Here is an 18,426-nt window from a genome sequence, read left to right as displayed (position 1 = left end):
ATGGCCCAAGTACTCGACAAACCGGTGGGGTTGAGCGGCCCTCTCGCGACGGCCGAACGCGCCGCCCGTCGCAAGGCGGTCCTGGAGTGGATCGCGATCCACTCCCTCGGTGTGGCCGCCGCCCTCTTCTTCACCCTCCCCTTCGTGTTCGTGTTCCTCACCTCGCTGATGAGCGACACCCAGGCGCTCAGCCGCGATCTGATCCCGCACACGTGGGAGTGGGGCAACTACAAGAAGGTGTTCGATACGCCCGGCTTCCTCACCTGGTGGAAGAACACCCTGATCTACGCGGGACTGGGCACCGTCCTGACCGTGGTGTCGTCCATCCCCGTCGCCTACGCCCTCGCCAAGTTCCGTTTCCCCGGCCGGAATCTGGCCCTGATGCTGGTGATCTCGACGATGATGCTGCCACCGCAGGTGATCATCATCCCGATGTATCTGTTCTGGGCGAGACAGCTGGACCTGTCGGGCACGCTGTGGCCGCTGATCATCCCGATGGCGTTCGGCGACGCGTTCTCCATCTTCCTGCTGCGCCAGTTCCTGATGACCATCCCGAACGAGTACCTGGACGCGGCGAGGGTCGACGGCTGCGGCGACCTGCGGACTCTGCTCAAGGTCGTACTGCCCATGGCGAGGCCGGGCGTCGCCGCCGTCGCGCTCTTCCAGTTCTTCTACGCCTGGAACGACTACTTCGGCCCGCAGATCTACGCCTCGGAGAACCCGGGCGCGTGGACACTCAGTTACGGCCTCGAGTCGTTCAAGGGAGCGCACCACACCGACTGGAACCTCACCATGGCCGCCACCGTGCTGGTCATGGCCCCCGTGATCCTCGTGTTCTTCTTCGCGCAGAAGGCGTTCGTCGAGGGTGTCACGCTCACCGGAGTGAAGGGCTAGCACTGTGAAGCTCACCGTGGTCGGCGGAGGGTCGACCTACACACCCGAACTCGTCGACGGATTCGCACGGCTGAGGGACACCTTGCCCGTGAAGGAGCTCGTCCTGGTCGACCCTGCGACCGAACGCGTGGAGCTGGTGGGCGGGCTCGCCCGGCGCATCTTCGCCCGGCAGGGGCATCCGGGGCGCGTCGTCACCACGGACGACCTGGACCGGGCGGTCGAGGGTGCCGACGCCGTGCTGCTCCAGCTGCGCGTCGGCGGCCAGGCGGCCCGGGAGCAGGACGAGACCTGGCCCCTGGAGTGCGGCTGCGTGGGCCAGGAGACCACCGGTGCGGGCGGGCTCGCCAAGGCGCTGCGCACCGTACCCGTGGTGCTCGGCATCGCCGAACGGATCCGCCGCGCCAACCCGGACGCCTGGATCATCGACTTCACCAACCCGGTCGGCATCGTCACGCGCGCCCTCCTGGACGAAGGCCACCGCGCGGTCGGGCTGTGCAATGTGGCGATCGGGTTCCAGCGGAAATTCGCCGCGCTGCTCGGGGTCACGCCCGCCGACGTCCATCTCGACCATGTGGGCCTCAACCACCTCACCTGGGAGACAGGTGTGCGTCTGGGCGGCCCCGAGGCCGAGAACGTCCTCCCCAAGCTGCTCGCCGAGCACGGCGAGGGTATCGCCGGGGACCTTCGGCTGCCGCGCGCCCTCCTGGACCGGCTCGGCGTGGTCCCGTCGTACTACCTGCGCTACTACTACGCGCACGACGAGGTCGTACGAGAGCTCAGGACGAAGCCCTCGCGCGCCGCCGAGGTCGCGGCGATGGAGCGGCAGTTGCTGGAGATGTACGCCGATCCCTCACTGGAGGAGAAGCCGGCGCTGCTCGCGAAGCGGGGCGGCGCCTACTACTCGGAGGCGGCCGTCGACCTCGCGGCGGCGCTGCTCGGCGGGGGCGGGTCGCCGTACCAGGTGGTGAACGCCCGCAACAAGGGCACGCTGCCGTTCCTGCCGGACGACGCGGTGATCGAGGTGCAGGCGGCCGTGGGACCGCGCGGGCCGAGCCCGCTGCCCGTGCCCCAGGTGGATCCGCTGTACGCGGGGCTGATGGCGAACGTGACCGCGTACGAGGAGCTCGCCCTCGACGCGGCACTGCGCGGCGGACGCGAGAGGGTGTTCCGGGCGCTCCTCGCCCACCCCCTCATCGGGCAGCACGCCTACGCCGACGCCCTCACCGACCGGCTGATCGCGCACAACCGGGAGCATCTCGCGTGGGCATGACCGGGGTGGCGGGGGGCGTGCTCGCCGTCGACGCGGGCAACAGCAAGACCGACGTGGCCGTCGTCGCCGCCGACGGGCGGGTCCTCGGCACCGCGCGGGGAGGAGGCTTCCGGCCGCCCGCCGTGGGCGTCGAAACGGCCGTGGACGCGCTGGGCGAGGTCGTCGCCCGGGCGTTCACGGCGGCCGGGGTCGGCGCGGTCGGGCATGTCTCGGCCTGTCTCGCCAACGCCGACCTGCCGGTGGAGGAGGAACAGCTGGCCGCCGCGCTGCAGGCGCGCGGGTGGGGTACGACCGTGGAGGTGCGCAACGACACCTTCGCGATCCTGCGGGCGGGCGTCTCCGAACCGCGGGGGGTCGCGGTCGTGTGCGGCGCCGGCATCAACTGCGTCGGAATGCGTCCCGACGGCCGCACGGCACGGTTCCCCGCGCTCGGCCGGATCTCCGGTGACTGGGGCGGCGGCTGGGGGCTCGCCGAGGAGGCCCTGTGGTGGGCGGCACGGGCGGAGGACGGCCGGGGCGGGCCCACCGAGCTGATGCGCACGCTGCCGGCGCACTTCGGCCTCGGCTCGATGTACGCGCTGATCGAGGCGCTCCATCTGGGGCACGTCGAGCACGATCGGCGGCACGAGCTGACGCCGGTGCTGTTCGCCACGGCCGAGGAGGGCGATCAGGTCGCCCGAGCGATCGTCGACCGGCTCGCGGAGGAGGTGGTCGCGATGGCCGTGGTCGCGCTGACGCGTCTCGAACTGCTCGAGGAGGAGGTGCCGGTGCTGCTGGGCGGGGGCATTCTGGCCGCGGGCCGGCTTCAGCTCGACGACCGTGTGCGGGAGTTGCTGGGCGTGCGGGCACCGAAGGCTGTGGCGCGGGTGGTCACGGCTCCGCCGGTGCTGGGCGCTGCGCTGCTGGGGCTGGATGCGGTGCGCGCGCCGTCTGCTGCGCAGGGCAGGGTGCGGGGCCATTTCGCGCTCCGCGCGGGGGTGGGTGCGTCGTAGCCTGCGGCAGCGTGGGCGGTTTTGCGCAGTTCCCCGCGCCCCCGATCACGTGCGTTGTCCACTGCGGCTGCGTGGGCGGATTCGCGCAGTTCCCCGCGCCCCCGATCAGGCGCGTTGCCCACTGCGGGTGGGCGGGGGGTTTTGCGCAGTTCCCCGCGCCCCCGATCACGTGCGTTGTCGGCTGCGGGTGCGTGGACGGTTTTGCGCAGTTCCCCGCGCCCCCGATCACGTGCGTTGTCGGCTGCGGGTGGGTTGTGGTTCGTCGCGCGGTTTCCCGCCCCCTATCAAGTGCGGCGGCGTCGTGGTCGGTCGCTTGGGTTCCCGTGCCCCTTGCCGGGCGCGTGGCGGAGAGGTCGGACTGCGCGGCTTTCGGGTGAGAACCGGTGCTTGTCAAAACCCGCAGTCAACGACTCACGGGAACCCTGACAGGGGCGCGGGGAACTGCGCGAAGAACCACAACGCACCCGCGGATGACGACGTGCAGGATCCCACCCGATGGGGGCGCGGGGAACTGCGCGAAACCCCCGCTCACTCCCAGCGGGCCGCGCAGGGAACCGGACGTGGGGCGTCGACGTTTTTATGTACGGGGGGTGTGGCGCAACGCTGCGATCTGATCAAGATCGCGTGAAGGCCTGTGCGGATGTCGGTCGCGGCAGTGATACTTGCCGCGGCACACCCGCGTCCACGCCCGAGCACCGGGCGGCGGTGTCCGACGGAGGAGACCATGGGGGAGGTCGAGTGACACATCTGCAGCAGGGCGGCGCACCATACGCGGCGCCCCCCATGCCGCCCGCGCCGCCGCACCGTACGGCCTTCGCGGAGGGCGTCGAGCGGGTGCGCGCCGCCACGACCACCGAGCCCGGCAGGCTGCGGCTCATCGGCGCCGTTCTCGCCCTGCTCGTCGTGGCGTTCGGAGCCGCCACCGCCTGGCAGATGAGCGACCGCGCGAGCGCCGCAGACGACGTGCTGCACAGGAGTCAGCCGCTCAGCGCGGGCGCCGCCGACATCTACCGTTCCCTCGCGGACGCCAACACGGCGGCCTCCAGCGGCTTCCTGTCGGGCGGCCAGGAGCCGGTGGCGACCACCGAGCGGTACGAGAAGGACATCAGGACGGCCGCCGCGGGACTCGTCGCCGCGGCCGCCGGCACCGAACCCGGCTCCCCCTCCGCGAACACCGTCGCCAGGCTCAACCAGCTGCTCCCGGAGTACAAGGGCCTCGTCGAGCGGGCCCGGGCCAACAACCGGCAGGGCTTCCCGGTGGGCGGCGCCTACCTGCGGACGGCGAACGAGCTGATGCAGCAGCAGATGCTGCCGGCCGCGCAGGACCTGTACACCAAGGAGAACCAGCAGCTGCGCTCCGACTACGCGGACGCGACGCCGTATCCCTGGTTCGCGATCGCGGCCGGCGTCCTGGTGCTGGCCGCGCTCGGGCTGGCGCAGCGCCGCAACTACCGGCGCACGAACAGGGTGCTGAACCGGGGCCTGGTCGCCGCCACGGCCTCCTGTTCCGTCGTGCTGCTGTGGCTGGTCGTCGGCCACAGCGTGGCCCGCGCCGGGCTCGACTCGTCGTACGACCACGGCATCCGTTCACTGGATGTGCTGCACGACGCGCGCATCGCGTCCCTGAACGCGCGCGGGAACGAGAACCTCACACTGGTCAGCCGCGGCGCCGAGACCAGGAAACTGCCGGACGGGTCGGACGAGGACGCGTACGACTACGCGTTCCAGCAGGACATGAAGACCCTGTCCGCCTCGCTCGGCAAGGCCTCGTCCCTCGCCGACGCCGCGGCGGGCGAGCGGCCCGTGAAGGCCGCCACCGCCAACATGAAGGAGTGGCTCGATCGCCACAAGGACGCGCGCAAGGCCGACGACGGGGGCGACTACCAGGCCGCGCTGAACAAGATCATCGGCGACAAGGCGGACAAGCCCACGGGCGCGTGCTTCGACGGCGTGGACGCGAATCTGGCGAAGGCGCTGGATTACGAGGAGAGCGAGTTCCACCGGTCGGCGACCGACGGCCGGGACGCGCTGACGGCGCTCCCGGCGGGCGCGGGCGTGCTCGCTGTGCTGGGCGCGGCGGGCGCGCTGCTGGGCATCGGACGCAGGCTTTCGGAGTACCGGTGAGTAGGGGAGCGGCGATGATCGCACGGCGTCTGAGGGCGAGCCTGAAGGGCTGGGGCGGTGTGGGCGCGATGCTGGTCGCCTGTGTCCTCGCCGTCGGCTTCGCGCTGCTGCTGCCGCTCACCCACCCCCGGCCGAGCGGCGACTCCGCGGACGCCGGCGGCCCGGGCATCGCCGAGGCCACCCAGGCCAAGGCGGAGTCCTGCGGACAGCACCCGGAGCGGATGAGCCCGCCGCCGTCCAGCGACGAGAGCGGTCACGCGGTCACGCGGATCAAGACGAACGGCTATCTGACGGTGGGTGTCGACCAGAACAGCTACCGCTGGGGCTATCGCGACCCCAACAAGAAGGGCAGCGACCTCGAGGGCTTCGACATCGACGTCGCCCACGAGATAGCCCGGCAGATCCTCGGCAACCCGGACGCCGTGCACTTCCGCGCGATTCCCACCAACCAGCGCATCCCCGCCCTTCAGAACAAGCAGGTGGACATGGTGGTGCGCACCACGACGATCACCTGCGACAGGCTCGCGAAAGTCGCCTTCTCCGACCCGTACTTCACGACCGGCCAGCAGGTCCTGGCGCCGAAGGCGTCGGGCATCACGGGGTACGACAACTCCCTGGCCGGCAAGAGGATCTGCTCCGCCGAGGGTTCGACGGCCGCCGCCGCACTGACGCAGGACAAGCAGTCCGGCAAGCTGCCCGCGTCCACGGACATCTCGACCACCGTCCCCAACCAGCTGGACTGCCTGGTCAAACTGCAGCTCGGCGAGGTCGACGCGGTGGTCACCGACGGTGCGCTCGCCGCCAGCCAGGCGGCCCAGGATCCGACGGTCGAACTCAAGGGGAAGCCCTTCACTACCGAGTACTACGGAGTGGCGTTCAACCAGGACGACGGTGATCTGGTGCGCCGGGTCAACCAGGTGCTCGTGGACTACCGCAAGAGCGGCTGGCAGGCCTCGTACGACAAGTGGCTCTCCCCGACTCTGGGCGCCGACTCGACGTCGTCCAGGCCGCCTTCCACCTGACCGGCCAACCGACCTGATACCACTGGAGAGTTACCCGGCGCACCGGATGCGCGCACGGGACACGACGAGACGAGAGGTGATCGATGGGCGCCACGGGACCCACCGGGCCGGTGCTGGACCGGGACGAGGTGGACCGTGCGCTGGCGCGGCTCGGCGCGGAGCACGAGGCCATAGAGACCTCGCTCCTCGCCCTGCAGGACCACGCGGGCCGCCGGCTCCTGGAAGGCGCCGAACTGACCGGCGTCACCAAGGAGCGCTGGGCGTCCGCGGAAGCCTCGATCACCCTGCTGTGGGCGTACTTCGACGCCTACACCGCCACGTTGCGTCAGGCGCGTGAGGTTCGTGCCCGGCGGCGCTGGTCCAGTCGTGAGGACCTGGCCGAGCTGACCGAACTGCTGCGCGGCACCAGCGTCACCGTCGCGGGCGGCGCCGCGGTGGCGGGGAACGTGAACGCGCAGGCCCTGACGGGCACCGGGAAACTCAGTGAGCAGTTCACACTGGCGCGGCTCGTGGAGCGGATGAACGAGCTGTACGCGTCCTCGCTCGACATGGTCGTCACCGCCGACGCGGTGTGGTCGGCGCTGCCAGCGCGCATCGATTTACTGGCCGCGGAGTTGCAGCGCACCCGTCAGCTCGCCCACTCCGTGGGCGTGCGCCCCGGAAAGCACCCGGCGGGCGACGACCTGGAGCGCATCACGCGCACGCTGACGAGCCTGCGCCAGGAGGTCGTCTCCGACCCGCTGGCGTACTGGGTTCCGGCACAGGGGAGTTCGGCTCCCGGCGGCGGCCGGCCGGACACGGCGACGTACGACCGTGAGGCGCGCGCCCTGGAGGACGTGCGCCGGGAGATCGACGCCGTACTGACGGTCCGTCAGGACGCGGAGGCACGGCTCGTCAAGCTGCGCGATCTGCTCAGCCGCGCGGACCGCACGCTGGCCGAGGCCCGCAGCGCCCGCGGGGAGGTCCTCGCGAAGATCGCCGCCTCGGAGGTGCCCGCGGTCAGCGGTCCGCCGACCGCGCTCCAGGAGCAGCTGGCGACCGCCGCCGAGTACCGCAGGCACGCCCAGTGGCACCGTCTGTCACCGCTCCTGGAGTCGCTGGAGCAGCGGGCCGAGGACGAACTGCTGCGCGCCCGTGAGTCGTTGACTGCGGTCACCGCGCCTCTCGCGGTCCGCGCGGAACTGCGCGGCCGTCTCGACGCGTACAAGGCGAAGGTGGCGCGGCACGGTCTCGCGGAGGACCCGCTGCTGATCGAGCGGTACGACGCGGCGCGCCGCATGCTGTGGAGCGCGCCCTGCGACCTCAGAGCCGCCGAAGGGGCGGTGCTGCGCTACCAGCAGGCGGCGGCCGAGCAGTTCGGCCAGCGCGTGCCCCACCAGGGCACGCCGGCCGACCGGAGGGGGGAAGCATGAGCCAGGAAGGGCAGACCTGCCAGCGGCCCGGCTGCGAGGGGTCGTACGAGGACGTGGGCGGCGGCGAGCTGTACTGCGACACGTGCGGGCTCGCGCCGGTCGTCTCGTCCAAGGCGCCTTCCCGGGCCGAGGGGGACCAGGCTGCCGGGGACGGCATGCTCGCCTCCCCGGCGACGGGGATCACCGGAGGCGGCCAGGGCTCGTCGAGTTCGTCGTCGCGCTCGTCGCGCTCCTCGGGCTCGTCGCAGTCCCGGCGCTCGGTGTCGGGACGGCTGACGGGCAGGTCCACGGGCCATTCGGTGTCGGTGCGCAGCTCGGGTTCGGCGTCCGGCGGTTCCGGTCGCAGCCGCCTCGGCCTCGGCCTGGTGCAGGTGCCGGACGTGCCGCGGCCCGATCCCCGCGCCATGGTGCTGGAGAACCCCGAGGTGCCCGAGCGCAAGCGGTTCTGCTCGCGCTCCGACTGCGGGGCCCCGGTGGGGCGGGCGCGCGGCGAGCGGCCCGGACGCACGGAGGGGTTCTGCACGAAGTGCGGCCACCCGTACTCGTTCGTGCCCAAGCTGCGGTCCGGCGACATCGTGCACGGCCAGTACGAGGTCGTGGGCTGTCTCGCCCACGGCGGGCTCGGCTGGATCTATCTCGCGGTGGACCGGGCGGTCTCCGACCGGTGGGTGGTCCTCAAGGGCCTGCTCGACACGGGCGACCAGGACGCGATGGCCGCGGCGATCTCCGAGCGGCGCTTCCTCGCGGAGATCGAGCACTCCAACATCGTGCGCATCTACAACTTCGTGGAGCACCTCGACCAGCGCACCGGCTCCCTCGACGGCTATATCGTCATGGAGTACGTCGGCGGCAAGTCGCTCAAGGACATCGCCAACTCCCGCCGCTCGGCGGAGGGGAGACGGGATCCGCTGCCGGTGGAGCAGGCGTGCGCGTACGGCATCGAGGCGCTGGAGGCCCTCGGCCATCTGCACAGCCGCAACCTGCTGTACTGCGACTTCAAGGTCGACAACGCGATCCAGACGGAGGACCAGCTCAAGCTGATCGACATGGGCGCGGTGCGCCGGATGGACGACGACGAGTCGGCCATCTACGGCACCGTCGGCTATCAGGCGCCGGAGGTCGCGGAGATCGGCCCGTCGGTGGCGAGCGACCTGTACACGGTCGCGCGCACCCTCGCGGTGCTCACCTTCGACTTCCAGGGCTATACGGGCGTCTACGTGGATTCCCTGCCCGATCCTGACACCGTCGAGGTCTTCCGCCGGTACGAGTCCTTCTACCGGCTGCTGGTGCGCGCCACCGATCCGGATCCGGCGCGCCGGTTCGCGTCCGCGCAGGAGATGTCGGAGCAGCTGACGGGAGTGCTGCGCGAGGTCGTCGCGCTGCAGACGGGCCGTCCGCGGCCCGCCCTGTCGACGCAGTTCGGGCCGGAGCTCAAGGTCACGGACACGGAGCTGTTCCCGAAGCCGGACGGGGACGTCTCTCGGCTCGGAGCGCGCGTGGTCCCGTCGCGCCGCCGGCGCGCGGCCGCCTCGGGCGCGGGGGGCTCGGCGCCCGGCTCCAGCGCGGCGGCGTCCGGCGCCTTCATCCCTTCCCAAAGTGCCCCTCCGGGGGCCGGGATGCCGAGCTCGACCGCCGGCGCGGCCGGTGCCGCCCTCGTCCAGCCCGTCAAGCCCGTTGACGCCGCCGCGGCGGCACTCGCGCTGCCGGTGCCCCTCGTCGACCCCGGCGACCCCAACGCGGGTTTCCTCGCCGGTCTCATGGCCTCCGGGCCCGCCGAGCTGATCACCGCGCTGCACACCGCGCCGGCCGGCTCCCCCGAGCTGCGCCTGCGCGAACTGCGCGCCCGTCTGGAGATGGGCGACACGGCCGCCGCCGGGCGAACCCTCCAGTCGCTGGAGTCGGACCACCCGGAGGACTGGCGGGTCGTCTGGTACCGCGGTGTGACGGCATTGGTCACGGGCGACCACGAGGGCGCGGCGCTCTCCTTCGACGCGATCTACGACGCCTTCCCCGGAGAGCCCGCCCCGAAGCTGGCCCTGGGCCTGTGCGCCGAGGTCCTCGGCCAGCTCGACAACGCCGCCGAGTACTACGGCCTCGTGTGGACCACCGACCCCAGCTATGTCAGCTCGGCGTTCGGCCAGGCACGTGTGCAGTTCGCCGCCGGGGACCGCCGGGGCGCCGTACGCACCCTGGAGTCCGTACCGGAGGCGTCCATTCACTACACCGCCGCCAGAGTCGCCGCCGTACGGGCGCGGCTGCGGCAGCGCGCGGGCCAGGGCCCCGACCCGGCCGTCCTGGACGACCTGGTGGCCGCCGCGGGTCAGGTCCAGGCGCTGGAGGGGTACGGACTGGACGCCGTGCGGCGCGAGCAGTTGTCCACAGAGGTCCTCGGCTGTGCCCTGGACTGGGTACTCTCCGGTAGCCGGGGTTCCGCGCCGTCCGCTTCCGTCACACCGGCCTCGGCGGTTGCGCCGGGCGCGGCGGCCGGCCGGGCGCTGCTCGGCAGCGATCTGGACGAGCGTGGCCTCCGCTTCGGCCTGGAGCGCTCGTACCGGATGCTGGCCAGGCTCGCCCAGGGCGGCGAGGAGAGGATCGACCTGGTGGAACGTGCCAACCGTTACCGCCCCCGGACGTGGGTGTGATCGATGTCCCAGATGCCCCAGCCCACGGCGCTTTCGCGGTGCCCCAGTTGCGAGGAGCCCCTTGAGCAGGGTGACCGTTTCTGCGGCGCCTGCGGGTACGACCTCTCGGTGGTGCCCGCCCCGCCCCCGGACACCCCGACGCTCACCATGAACGGCGCGATGCCGCCCCGCCCCCGGGCTCATGACGCCGCGTCCCCGGACTGGCCCGCCGCCCCGCCGGCGGGTGTCCCGGGCGTGCCTGCCCCGCTGCACCTGCCGGCCGACATTCCCGGCACGGACTCCGGCGGCTCCGAACTCTCCGGCGCGGACGACGAGCCGGAGGCTTCCCCCGCGGCTTCTGCTGGGGCTTCTGCTGCGCCGGACGGGTCCAGAGGCGTGCGGTTCGACCGGCACTCGGAATCCGGGGAGTTCGGGGAGACCGAAGCGACCGGGGAGGCCGCACAGACCGGGCAGACCGGGGCGCCCCAGGAGATCCTGGAGTCCGAGGAGGACTACCACCTCGCGGCGCCCGAACCCGTCGACCCGCGCGTCGCCGCCACCGCCACGCCTCCCGCCGGTACGACGGTCTGCGTGGCCTGCCGCGCGGGCACCGTGGACAGCGACGGCTACTGCGAGCACTGCGGCCACGCCCAGCCGCGCGAACGCGACCACGTCGAGCAGGAGTCGGGCGCGGTCGCCGCGGTCAGCGACCGGGGGCTGCGCCACCACCGCAACGAGGACGCGTTCGCCGTCTCCCAGGCCGCGCTGCCCGACGGCTCGTCCGCCGTGGTCGCGGTCGTCTGCGACGGCGTCTCCTCGGCGACCCGCCCCGACGACGCCTCACTCGCCGCCGCCCGGGCCGCGAACGAGGCGCTGCTTCAGGCCCTGCCGCGCGGCGCCCACCCCCAGCAGGCCATGCACGACGCGATCGTGGCCGCGTCGCACGCCGTCAACGCGCTGGCCGTCGAACCGGAGACGGCCCAGGAGCACTCCCCGCACCAGAACGCGCCCGCCTGCACCCTCGTCAGCGCCGTCGTCACCGCCGGTCTGCTGGTCGTGGGCTGGGTCGGCGACAGCCGCGTCTACTGGGTTCCGGCCGACCGCTCCGCTCCCCCGGCGCGACTCACCGAGGACGACTCATGGGCCGCGCAGATGGTCGCCGCGGGCCTGATGGGCCAGGCCGAGGCGTACGCCGACGAGCGCGCCCACGCGATCACCGGCTGGCTCGGCGCCGACGCCTACGAACTGGAGCCGCACACCGCGTCCTTCAAGCCCGACCGGCCGGGTGTGGTGGTGGTGTGCACCGACGGGCTGTGGAACTACGCCGAAGGGGCCGAGGAGATGGCCGAGGTGGTGCCTCCGGACGCCGGGAGCAGGCCACTGCACGCCGCCCAGGTGCTGGTGGGCCATGCCCTGGACGGCGGGGGCCACGACAACGTAACAGTGGCCGTCGTCCCGTTCCCCGCGGTGCCGCAGGGGGCAGGATCCGCCTGAGGTGTGTTCCCCGGACACACCAGGGGCCGGCGGGACCGACCCCTGGGCGCAGTACGCCCAAGGACCGGAGGGGACCGGTCCGCATACCGTCATCACCCCACAACGCTGGGGATTTCAAGGGGGATCGGACAAGTCATGGCCAACTTCTCGAAGTCGAGCGCGCCGCGGTTCTCGGTGGACGTGTACCAGAACGAGTACCTGCCTCAGGGCGGCGGCGAGGTCAACGCCATCGTGACGGTCACGGCGACCGGCGGCGGCACGGTCGGGAACGCGGTCTCGGCGCCCCAGATGTACACGCCGGGCCACGGCCCGAGCGCGGCCGTGGCGATCATGGTGGACTGCTCGGGTTCGATGGACTACCCGCCGACCAAGATGCGCAACGCGCGGGAGGCGACCGCCGCGGCCATCGACACGCTGCGCGACGGCGTGCATTTCGCGGTGATCGGCGGCACCCATGTGGCCAAGGAGGTCTACCCGGGCGGCGGCAGGCTCGCCGTCGCCGACGCGACCACCCGTGAGCAGGCCAAGCAGGCGCTGCGGGGACTCAAGGCTGGCGGGGGCACCGCGATCGGAACCTGGCTGCGGCTGGCCGACCGGCTGCTGTCCTCGGCGGACGTCTCCATACGCCACGGCATCCTGCTCACCGACGGCCGCAACGAGCACGAGGCGCCGGAGGACCTGAAGGCGGCGCTGGACGACTGCACCGGCCGTTTCACCTGTGACGCGCGGGGCGTGGGCACCGACTGGGAGGTCAAGGAGGTGACCGGCATCGCCTCCGCGCTGCTGGGCACCGCCGACATCGTCGCGGATCCGGCGGCCCTGTCCGCCGACTTCACGCACATGATGGAGACGGTCATGGGCAAGGAGGTCGCCGATGTCGCGCTGCGGCTGTGGACACCGGTCGGGGCACAGGTCGCCTTCGTCAAGCAGGTGGCGCCCACGGTCGAGGAACTGACCGACCGCCGCGCCGAGGCGGGCCCGCGCGCCGGGGACTACCCCACGGGCTCCTGGGGCGACGAGTCCCGCGACTACCACGTGTGCGTCCAGGTGCCGCCCGCGGCCATCGGCCAGGAGATGCTGGCCGCCCGTGTCTCCCTGGTGATCCCGCAGGGCGAGGGCGGCGGCAGCCAGAACCTCGGCGCGCAGGGGCTCATACGGGCCGTGTGGACCGACGACATGTCGGCGTCGACCTCGATCAACCCGCAAGTGGCGCATTACACAGGACAAGCCGAACTGGCGGAAGTCATCCAGCAGGGCCTCGACCTGCGCAAAGCGGGCGATTTCGATGGTGCAACGGCCAAGCTGGGGCGTGCCGTTCAGCTGGCCGGTGTCTCGGGGAACGCGGATACTGCGAAACTGCTTGCGAAGGTGGTGGACGTGGTCGATGCCGCGACAGGTACTGTGCGACTGAAGACAAAGGTCGCGGAGGCCGACGAGATGACACTCGAGACACGGTCCACAAAGACTGTTCGTGTAAAGAAGTGACCTGAACGTCCTGCCAGCAGCGAGCCCGGCCCCCGAAGGGCCGGAGAACCACACCGGTCAGCGTGACCGGAGAAGGAGAGGGGGAAGCGCCGACATGCCGACCTGCCCGAACGGACACCAGTCGGGTTCCGACGACTGGTGCGAGGTCTGCGGTCACCGTATGGCCGGTGCCGTACCCCCGCCGCCTCCACCGCCGCCGACCGCCGGTTACGGCTATCCGCCTCCGCCCCCGCCGCCGGGCGGTGGCCGGACCGGCGGACGCCCGCTGTCCGCCGTGCCCGGCGCCGATCCGGAGCTGTGCCCGCAGTGCCGCACGCCCCGCGAGGGCGGTGCGCCGTTCTGCGAGGAGTGCCGATGGAACTTCCTGACCAACACGGCGACCTCCTACACCCCCGCGGCGCCGCGCCCGCCGGCGCCGAACCCGGCGCTGCGCTTCCAGCAGGGCGGCGGGCAGACCGCGTCCGGAGCCGACCCGTTCGACTACGAGCGGTCCCGGCCCTCGCAGGTGAACCGGCCCGCGGAACCGATTCCTCCGGGCTCGCCCTTCGGCGATGAGCCGTCGGGGCCGACCAGCTTCGGGACGCCCCCGTCGCGCCCGTCCGCGTTCGGCGAGGCTCCGTCACACCCGTCCGCGTTCGGCGAGTCCCCGTCACGCCCGTCGGCGTTCGGCGAGTCCCCGTCACACCCGTCGGCGTTCGGGGCCGATCCCTCCCGCCCGCAGGGCTTCGGGAACGACTCCGGCTTCGGCGCGGACCCTTCGCGTCCGGTCCCGCCGCCGCCCGCGCCCACGTCCGGCGGCCCCGGTGGCGCCGGAGGTCCGGGTGGCTCCGGTGGTCCACAGCAGACCAGCGCTCCCGGCGCGCCCTCGGCCTTCCACGGCGGGCCGCCCTCGGCGTACCAGCCCCCGGCCCCGCCGCCCCCTCAGCGGACCCAGCAGGGTTTCCCGCCCGCGCCGACACAGCCCGGCGCTCCGGCCTTCGGCGGGGGTGAGGACGACTGGATGATCTCACCGCCGTCGTCCTCCGGCCCGGCCACCGGCGCACCCGCGGGTGCCGGCGGCCCCCAGGGAGGCGGCTACGGCTACCCGGCGCCCGGTTCCCCGCAGGCCCCCGCGCCGTCCTACGAGCAGCAGCCGGTGACCTGGACCGCGACCATCGGTCCGGACCGCGAGTACTTCATGGCGATGATGCACCGCTCCGGCCCCGAGGCCGCGGGCCTCAACCTGCCGGCGTACTCCCCGGAGCAGCAGCGCACGCTCACCGGCGACCAGATCACCATCGGCCGCCGCCGGCACTCCACCGGTGACACCCCCGACATCGATCTGTCGGTGCCCCCGGAGGACCCGGGCGTCTCGCACCAGCACGCGCTCCTGGTCCAGCAGCCGGACGGGACCTGGGCGGTCGTCGACCAGAACTCCACGAACGGCACCACGGTCAACGGCGGCGAGGAGCCGATCCAGCCCTTCGTGCCGATCCCCCTGCGGGACGGGGACCGGGTGCACGTGGGCGCGTGGACGACGATCACGATCCGCCAGGGCTGACGCGCACGCGACCAGCGGTCCGGGCAGGCGTACGGGACCCCCTCATGGGGCCCGGGGCCTGCCCGGCCGGGTCTCCGGGGTCATGCGCCGGCCCTCAGCCCGGCGGTCCTAAGCCTTGAGTCCTCCGCCGCCCCGTCTGAGACCATGGACCACGTGAGAGAAATTCGGCGCGGCACACTTCAGGAGCAGACCTTCTACGAGCAGGTCGGCGGTGAGGAGACCTTCCGCCGCCTCGTGCACCGCTTCTACGAGGGAGTGGCCGAGGACCCCTTCCTGCGGCCCATGTATCCCGAGGAGGACCTGGGCCCGGCCGAGGAGCGCCTCACCCTGTTCCTGATCCAGTACTGGGGCGGCCCGACGACGTACGGCGAGAACCGCGGCCATCCGCGTCTGCGCATGCGCCACGCGCCCTTCACCGTGGACCAGGCCGCCCACGACGCCTGGCTGAGGCACATGCGCGTCGCCGTGGACGAACTCGGTCTCTCCGAGGAGCACACGACGACGCTGTGGAACTACCTGACGTACGCCGCCGCGTCGATGGTGAACACCCCGGAGTGAGACGGTTCCCGGGCCCGAGGGCGGATGCCGTCAGCGGACGCTGACGTCCAGGGCCCCGAGGCCCGCCCGGCGCACGGCTACCGATCCGTACGGCATGCGCAGCCTGAGCCAGGTGCCCGAGGAGTACAGCCCGAGCGGCTCGGCGCCCGGCGTCTGCGGGACCGGGCGCAGGAAGCCCAGCGACTGCGCCGCGTGCAGGGCCCGCACGGGCAGTCCGGTGGTTCCGACCGTGCGGGACCAGATCTCCCGGCCTATCCGGTCCAGTTCGGCGCGTGTCCGCCGCTCGGGCGCCAACTCCCCGGTCCGCGAGCGGAATTCGGCGACGGCCGCCGCCACGGTCGCACGCAGGGCGTCGGGAGCGGGCAGCCCCGGCTCGGGCCGCCAGCCGCCGCGCGGCGGAAGGACGCCCGCCCAAGGCGGACCCGTCACCGCGGCCGGTACGGTGGCCGTGGCCGCGCGCTCGTCCACGGACTCCAGGAACTCGCCCGCCGAGACGGTCACATCGAGCCGGTCCTCCAGCCCGTTCTCGTACGGCTTGGCGAGGCGCACCGCGCGGACCGCGAGCACCTCGAACGACGGCGGACGCCCGAACACCGCCAGGGCCGTGCCGCTCGCCTGGAGCCGCACCGCGGCACCGCGGTCGTAATGGATCAGCCGGGCGAGGAAGGCGGCGAGATCCGCCGCCTCCCCGTCATCGGCCAGATGGAGCACCGTCATGCGGCGACGGCCTCCTCCTCGGTGTCCCTGTACTGCGCGAGGAACTCCCGCTCCTCGTCGGTGATGCGGCGTGGCCGCTGCGCCTCGAAGTCGAACGGCACGATCACCGTCGAGGCGCGGACGTAGACCAGGTCCGGGTCCTTCACCTCGTAGGCGAGGGTGAAGGACGCCGCCCTGATCTCCGTGACCCACAGTTCGATGTCCACCGGCGCGTGCCGGTGGACCAACTGCCGCTTGTAGTCGATCTCATGGCGCGCCACCACGGACCCCTGCTTGAACTCTTTGTCCGGGCGGAACAGGAAGTCGATACGGGCCTCCTCCAGATAGCGGAGGAACACCACGTTGTTGACGTGGCCGTACGCGTCCATGTCCGCCCAGCGCAGCGGGCAGCGGTAGATGTGCCGCAAGATCAGCCTCGCGTCAGCTTCTTGTAGGTGGCTCGGTGCGGACGGGCCGCGTCCGGGCCGAGGCGCTCGATCTTGTTCTTCTCGTACGACTCGAAGTTGCCCTCGAACCAGAACCACTTGGACTCGCCCTCGTAGGCGAGGATGTGCGTGGCCACGCGGTCCAGGAACCAGCGGTCGTGGGAGACGACCACGGCGCAGCCCGGGAACTCCAGAAGGGCGTTCTCCAGCGAGGACAGCGTCTCGACGTCGAGGTCGTTGGTGGGCTCGTCGAGGAGCAGCAGGTTGCCGCCCTGCTTCAGGGTGAGCGCGAGGTTGAGGCGGTTGCGCTCACCGCCGGAGAGGACGCCGGCGGGCTTCTGCTGATCCGGGCCCTTGAAGCCGAACGCGGACACGTAGGCGCGCGAGGGCATCTCGACCTGTCCGACGTTGATGTAGTCGAGCCCGTCGGAGACGACCTCCCACAGCGTCTTCTTCGGGTCGATGTTCTCTCGGCTCTGGTCGACGTACGAGATCTTGACGGTCTCGCCGACCTTGATCGAACCGGCGTCGGGCGTCTCCAGACCCTGGATCATCTTGAACAGCGTGGTCTTGCCCGCGCCGTTCGGACCGATGACACCGACGATGCCGTTGCGCGGCAGGGTGAAGCTGAGGCCGTCGACGAGGACCTTCTCGCCGAACGCCTTGTTCAGCTTGTCGACCTCGACCACGACACTGCCCAGACGCGGGCCCGGCGGGATCTGGATCTCCTCGAAGTCCAGCTTCCGCATCTTGTCGGCCTCGGCGGCCATCTCCTCGTAGCGGGCCAGACGCGCCTTGGACTTGGCCTGCCGCCCCTTGGCGTTGGAGCGGACCCACTCCAGCTCGTCCTTGAGGCGCTTCTGCCGCTTGGCGTCCTTCTGGCCCTCGACCTTGAGGCGGGTGGCCTTCGTCTCGAGGTACTTGGAGTAGTTGCCCTCGTAGCCGTGCAGACGGCCGCGGTCCACCTCGCAGATCCACCCGGCGACGTTGTCCAGGAAGTACCGGTCGTGGGTGACGGCGACGACGGTGCCCGGGTACTTGGCCAGGTGCTGCTCCAGCCAGTTCACGGACTCGGCGTCGAGGTGGTTGGTGGGCTCGTCGAGCAGCAGGAGGTCGGGCTGCTCGAGCAGGAGCTTGCAGAGCGCGACGCGGCGCTTCTCACCACCGGAGAGCTTGGTGACGGACCAGTCGCCGGGCGGGCAGCCCAGCGCGTCCATGGCCTGCTCCAGCTGCGCGTCCAGGTCCCAGGCGTTGGCGTGGTCGAGCTGCTCCTGGAGCTTGCCCATCTCGTCCATCAGCGCGTCGGTGTACTCGACCGCCATCTGCTCGGCGATCTCGTTGAACCGGTCGAGCTTGCCCTTGATCTCGGCGACACCCTCCTGGACGTTCTCCAGGACGGTCTTCTCCTCGTTCAGCGGGGGCTCCTGGAGCAGGATGCCCACGGTGTAGCCGGGAGTGAGGAAGGCGTCGCCGTTGGACGGCTGCTCAAGACCGGCCATGATCTTGAGGACCGTCGACTTCCCGGCGCCGTTCGGGCCGACGACGCCGATCTTGGCACCCGGCAGGAAGCTCAGGGTGACGTCGTCGAGGATCACCTTGTCGCCGTGCGCTTTGCGCGCCTTGCGCATGGTGTAAATGAACTCAGCCAAGAGAAACCGTCCGGCAGCTTGAAATCTGGCAGTGGGCAGATACACCCCATCTTGCCGCACCGCCACCCCTACGCGGAAACCCGAATGGTCGAGCCCCTCTGACCTGGGGTTTCACATGGGGTTTCACCTACGACGGCGGTGGCTCGGCTGTCGCTGCCGGTCGCTGCCGAGTTCCTTCGGGCGCCCTCGCACGGCCCAGGGACGGCCCGGGAACGCTCGAGCT

General features: G+C 71.7%; 14 protein-coding genes. 11 read left to right on the top strand and 3 right to left on the bottom strand.

Annotated elements, in window-relative coordinates:
• The 11 genes from ABZ845_RS20330 to ABZ845_RS20280 all read left to right on the top strand — a co-directional run bounded on the left by ABZ845_RS20330 (position 1) and on the right by ABZ845_RS20280 (position 15,412).
• The gene (locus tag ABZ845_RS20330) at positions 1–894 is read left to right on the top strand and encodes a carbohydrate ABC transporter permease (protein ID WP_360981496.1); all 894 of its coding nucleotides are present in this window, start codon (positions 1–3) and stop codon (positions 892–894) included.
• 4 nt (positions 895–898) lie between these two features.
• A complete protein-coding gene (locus tag ABZ845_RS20325) occupies positions 899–2,164 on the top strand; it encodes a 6-phospho-beta-glucosidase (RefSeq protein ID WP_360981493.1) in 1,266 nt (421 codons plus the stop codon).
• Positions 2,161–3,156, top strand: a complete 996-nt coding sequence (locus tag ABZ845_RS20320) for a BadF/BadG/BcrA/BcrD ATPase family protein (RefSeq protein ID WP_360981707.1) — start codon at positions 2,161–2,163, stop codon at positions 3,154–3,156. The genes ABZ845_RS20325 and ABZ845_RS20320 overlap by 4 nt, the downstream gene beginning before the upstream one ends.
• Positions 3,157–3,939: 783 nt before the next feature.
• A complete protein-coding gene (locus tag ABZ845_RS20315; RefSeq protein WP_360981490.1) occupies positions 3,940–5,280 on the top strand; it encodes a hypothetical protein in 1,341 nt (446 codons plus the stop codon).
• Between the two features lie 14 nt (positions 5,281–5,294).
• Positions 5,295–6,302, top strand: coding sequence for a glutamate ABC transporter substrate-binding protein (locus ABZ845_RS20310; RefSeq protein ID WP_360981487.1), 1,008 nt, complete (start codon positions 5,295–5,297; stop codon positions 6,300–6,302).
• An 83-nt stretch (positions 6,303–6,385) separates the two neighbouring features.
• Positions 6,386–7,714, top strand: a complete 1,329-nt coding sequence (locus ABZ845_RS20305; protein ID WP_360981484.1) for a hypothetical protein — start codon at positions 6,386–6,388, stop codon at positions 7,712–7,714.
• Complete coding sequence (locus ABZ845_RS20300; RefSeq protein WP_360981481.1) at positions 7,711–10,356, top strand: tetratricopeptide repeat protein; 2,646 nt, start codon at positions 7,711–7,713, stop codon at positions 10,354–10,356. Before ABZ845_RS20305 ends, ABZ845_RS20300 begins: the two co-directional genes overlap by 4 nt.
• A 3-nt stretch (positions 10,357–10,359) precedes the next feature.
• Positions 10,360–11,829, top strand: coding sequence for a protein phosphatase 2C domain-containing protein (locus tag ABZ845_RS20295; RefSeq protein ID WP_360981478.1), 1,470 nt, complete (start codon positions 10,360–10,362; stop codon positions 11,827–11,829).
• Positions 11,830–11,964: 135 nt separating this feature from the next.
• Complete coding sequence (locus ABZ845_RS20290; RefSeq protein WP_360981475.1) at positions 11,965–13,314, top strand: VWA domain-containing protein; 1,350 nt, start codon at positions 11,965–11,967, stop codon at positions 13,312–13,314.
• A gap of 94 nt (positions 13,315–13,408) precedes the next feature.
• Positions 13,409–14,854 carry an FHA domain-containing protein gene (locus ABZ845_RS20285; protein WP_360981472.1) on the top strand — a complete coding sequence of 482 codons (1,446 nt, stop codon included), beginning with the start codon at positions 13,409–13,411 and terminating at the stop codon, positions 14,852–14,854.
• 144 nt (positions 14,855–14,998) lie between these two features.
• Positions 14,999–15,412: a globin gene (locus ABZ845_RS20280; RefSeq protein WP_360981469.1), complete on the top strand. Its 414-nt coding sequence runs from the start codon at positions 14,999–15,001 to the stop codon at positions 15,410–15,412.
• A 30-nt stretch (positions 15,413–15,442) separates the two neighbouring features.
• Here the strand turns inward: ABZ845_RS20280 and ABZ845_RS20275 are convergent, their stop codons facing one another.
• The 3 genes from ABZ845_RS20275 to ettA are packed head-to-tail and all read right to left on the bottom strand — an operon-like array spanning position 15,443 to position 18,203.
• Complete coding sequence (locus tag ABZ845_RS20275) at positions 15,443–16,129, bottom strand: hypothetical protein (RefSeq protein WP_360981466.1); 687 nt, start codon at positions 16,127–16,129, stop codon at positions 15,443–15,445.
• A complete protein-coding gene (locus tag ABZ845_RS20270) occupies positions 16,126–16,536 on the bottom strand; it encodes a thioesterase family protein (RefSeq protein WP_360981463.1) in 411 nt (136 codons plus the stop codon). The genes ABZ845_RS20275 and ABZ845_RS20270 overlap by 4 nt, the downstream gene beginning before the upstream one ends.
• Before the next feature lie 2 nt (positions 16,537–16,538).
• Complete coding sequence (gene ettA, locus ABZ845_RS20265) at positions 16,539–18,203, bottom strand: energy-dependent translational throttle protein EttA (RefSeq protein WP_360981460.1); 1,665 nt, start codon at positions 18,201–18,203, stop codon at positions 16,539–16,541.
• Positions 18,204–18,426: the final 223 nt, after the last annotated feature.

The organism is Streptomyces sp. NPDC047022, assembly GCF_040644155.1.
GTDB lineage: Bacteria > Actinomycetota > Actinomycetes > Streptomycetales > Streptomycetaceae > Streptomyces.
Note: the sequence above shows the minus strand (reverse complement) of the source record. Positions and strands in the feature narration are given on the sequence as shown.

Coding starts and splice junctions, on each gene's coding strand:
- ABZ845_RS20330 (WP_360981496.1), top strand. CDS start 1: ATGGCCCAAGTACTCGACAAACCGGTGGGGTTGAGCGGCCCTCTCGCG.
- ABZ845_RS20320 (WP_360981707.1), top strand. CDS start 2,161: ATGACCGGGGTGGCGGGGGGCGTGCTCGCCGTCGACGCGGGCAACAGC.
- ABZ845_RS20315 (WP_360981490.1), top strand. CDS start 3,940: ATGCCGCCCGCGCCGCCGCACCGTACGGCCTTCGCGGAGGGCGTCGAG.
- ABZ845_RS20310 (WP_360981487.1), top strand. CDS start 5,295: ATGATCGCACGGCGTCTGAGGGCGAGCCTGAAGGGCTGGGGCGGTGTG.
- ABZ845_RS20305 (WP_360981484.1), top strand. CDS start 6,386: ATGGGCGCCACGGGACCCACCGGGCCGGTGCTGGACCGGGACGAGGTG.
- ABZ845_RS20300 (WP_360981481.1), top strand. CDS start 7,711: ATGAGCCAGGAAGGGCAGACCTGCCAGCGGCCCGGCTGCGAGGGGTCG.
- ABZ845_RS20295 (WP_360981478.1), top strand. CDS start 10,360: ATGTCCCAGATGCCCCAGCCCACGGCGCTTTCGCGGTGCCCCAGTTGC.
- ABZ845_RS20290 (WP_360981475.1), top strand. CDS start 11,965: ATGGCCAACTTCTCGAAGTCGAGCGCGCCGCGGTTCTCGGTGGACGTG.
- ABZ845_RS20285 (WP_360981472.1), top strand. CDS start 13,409: ATGCCGACCTGCCCGAACGGACACCAGTCGGGTTCCGACGACTGGTGC.
- ABZ845_RS20280 (WP_360981469.1), top strand. CDS start 14,999: ATGGACCACGTGAGAGAAATTCGGCGCGGCACACTTCAGGAGCAGACC.
- ABZ845_RS20275 (WP_360981466.1), bottom strand. CDS start 16,129: ATGACGGTGCTCCATCTGGCCGATGACGGGGAGGCGGCGGATCTCGCC.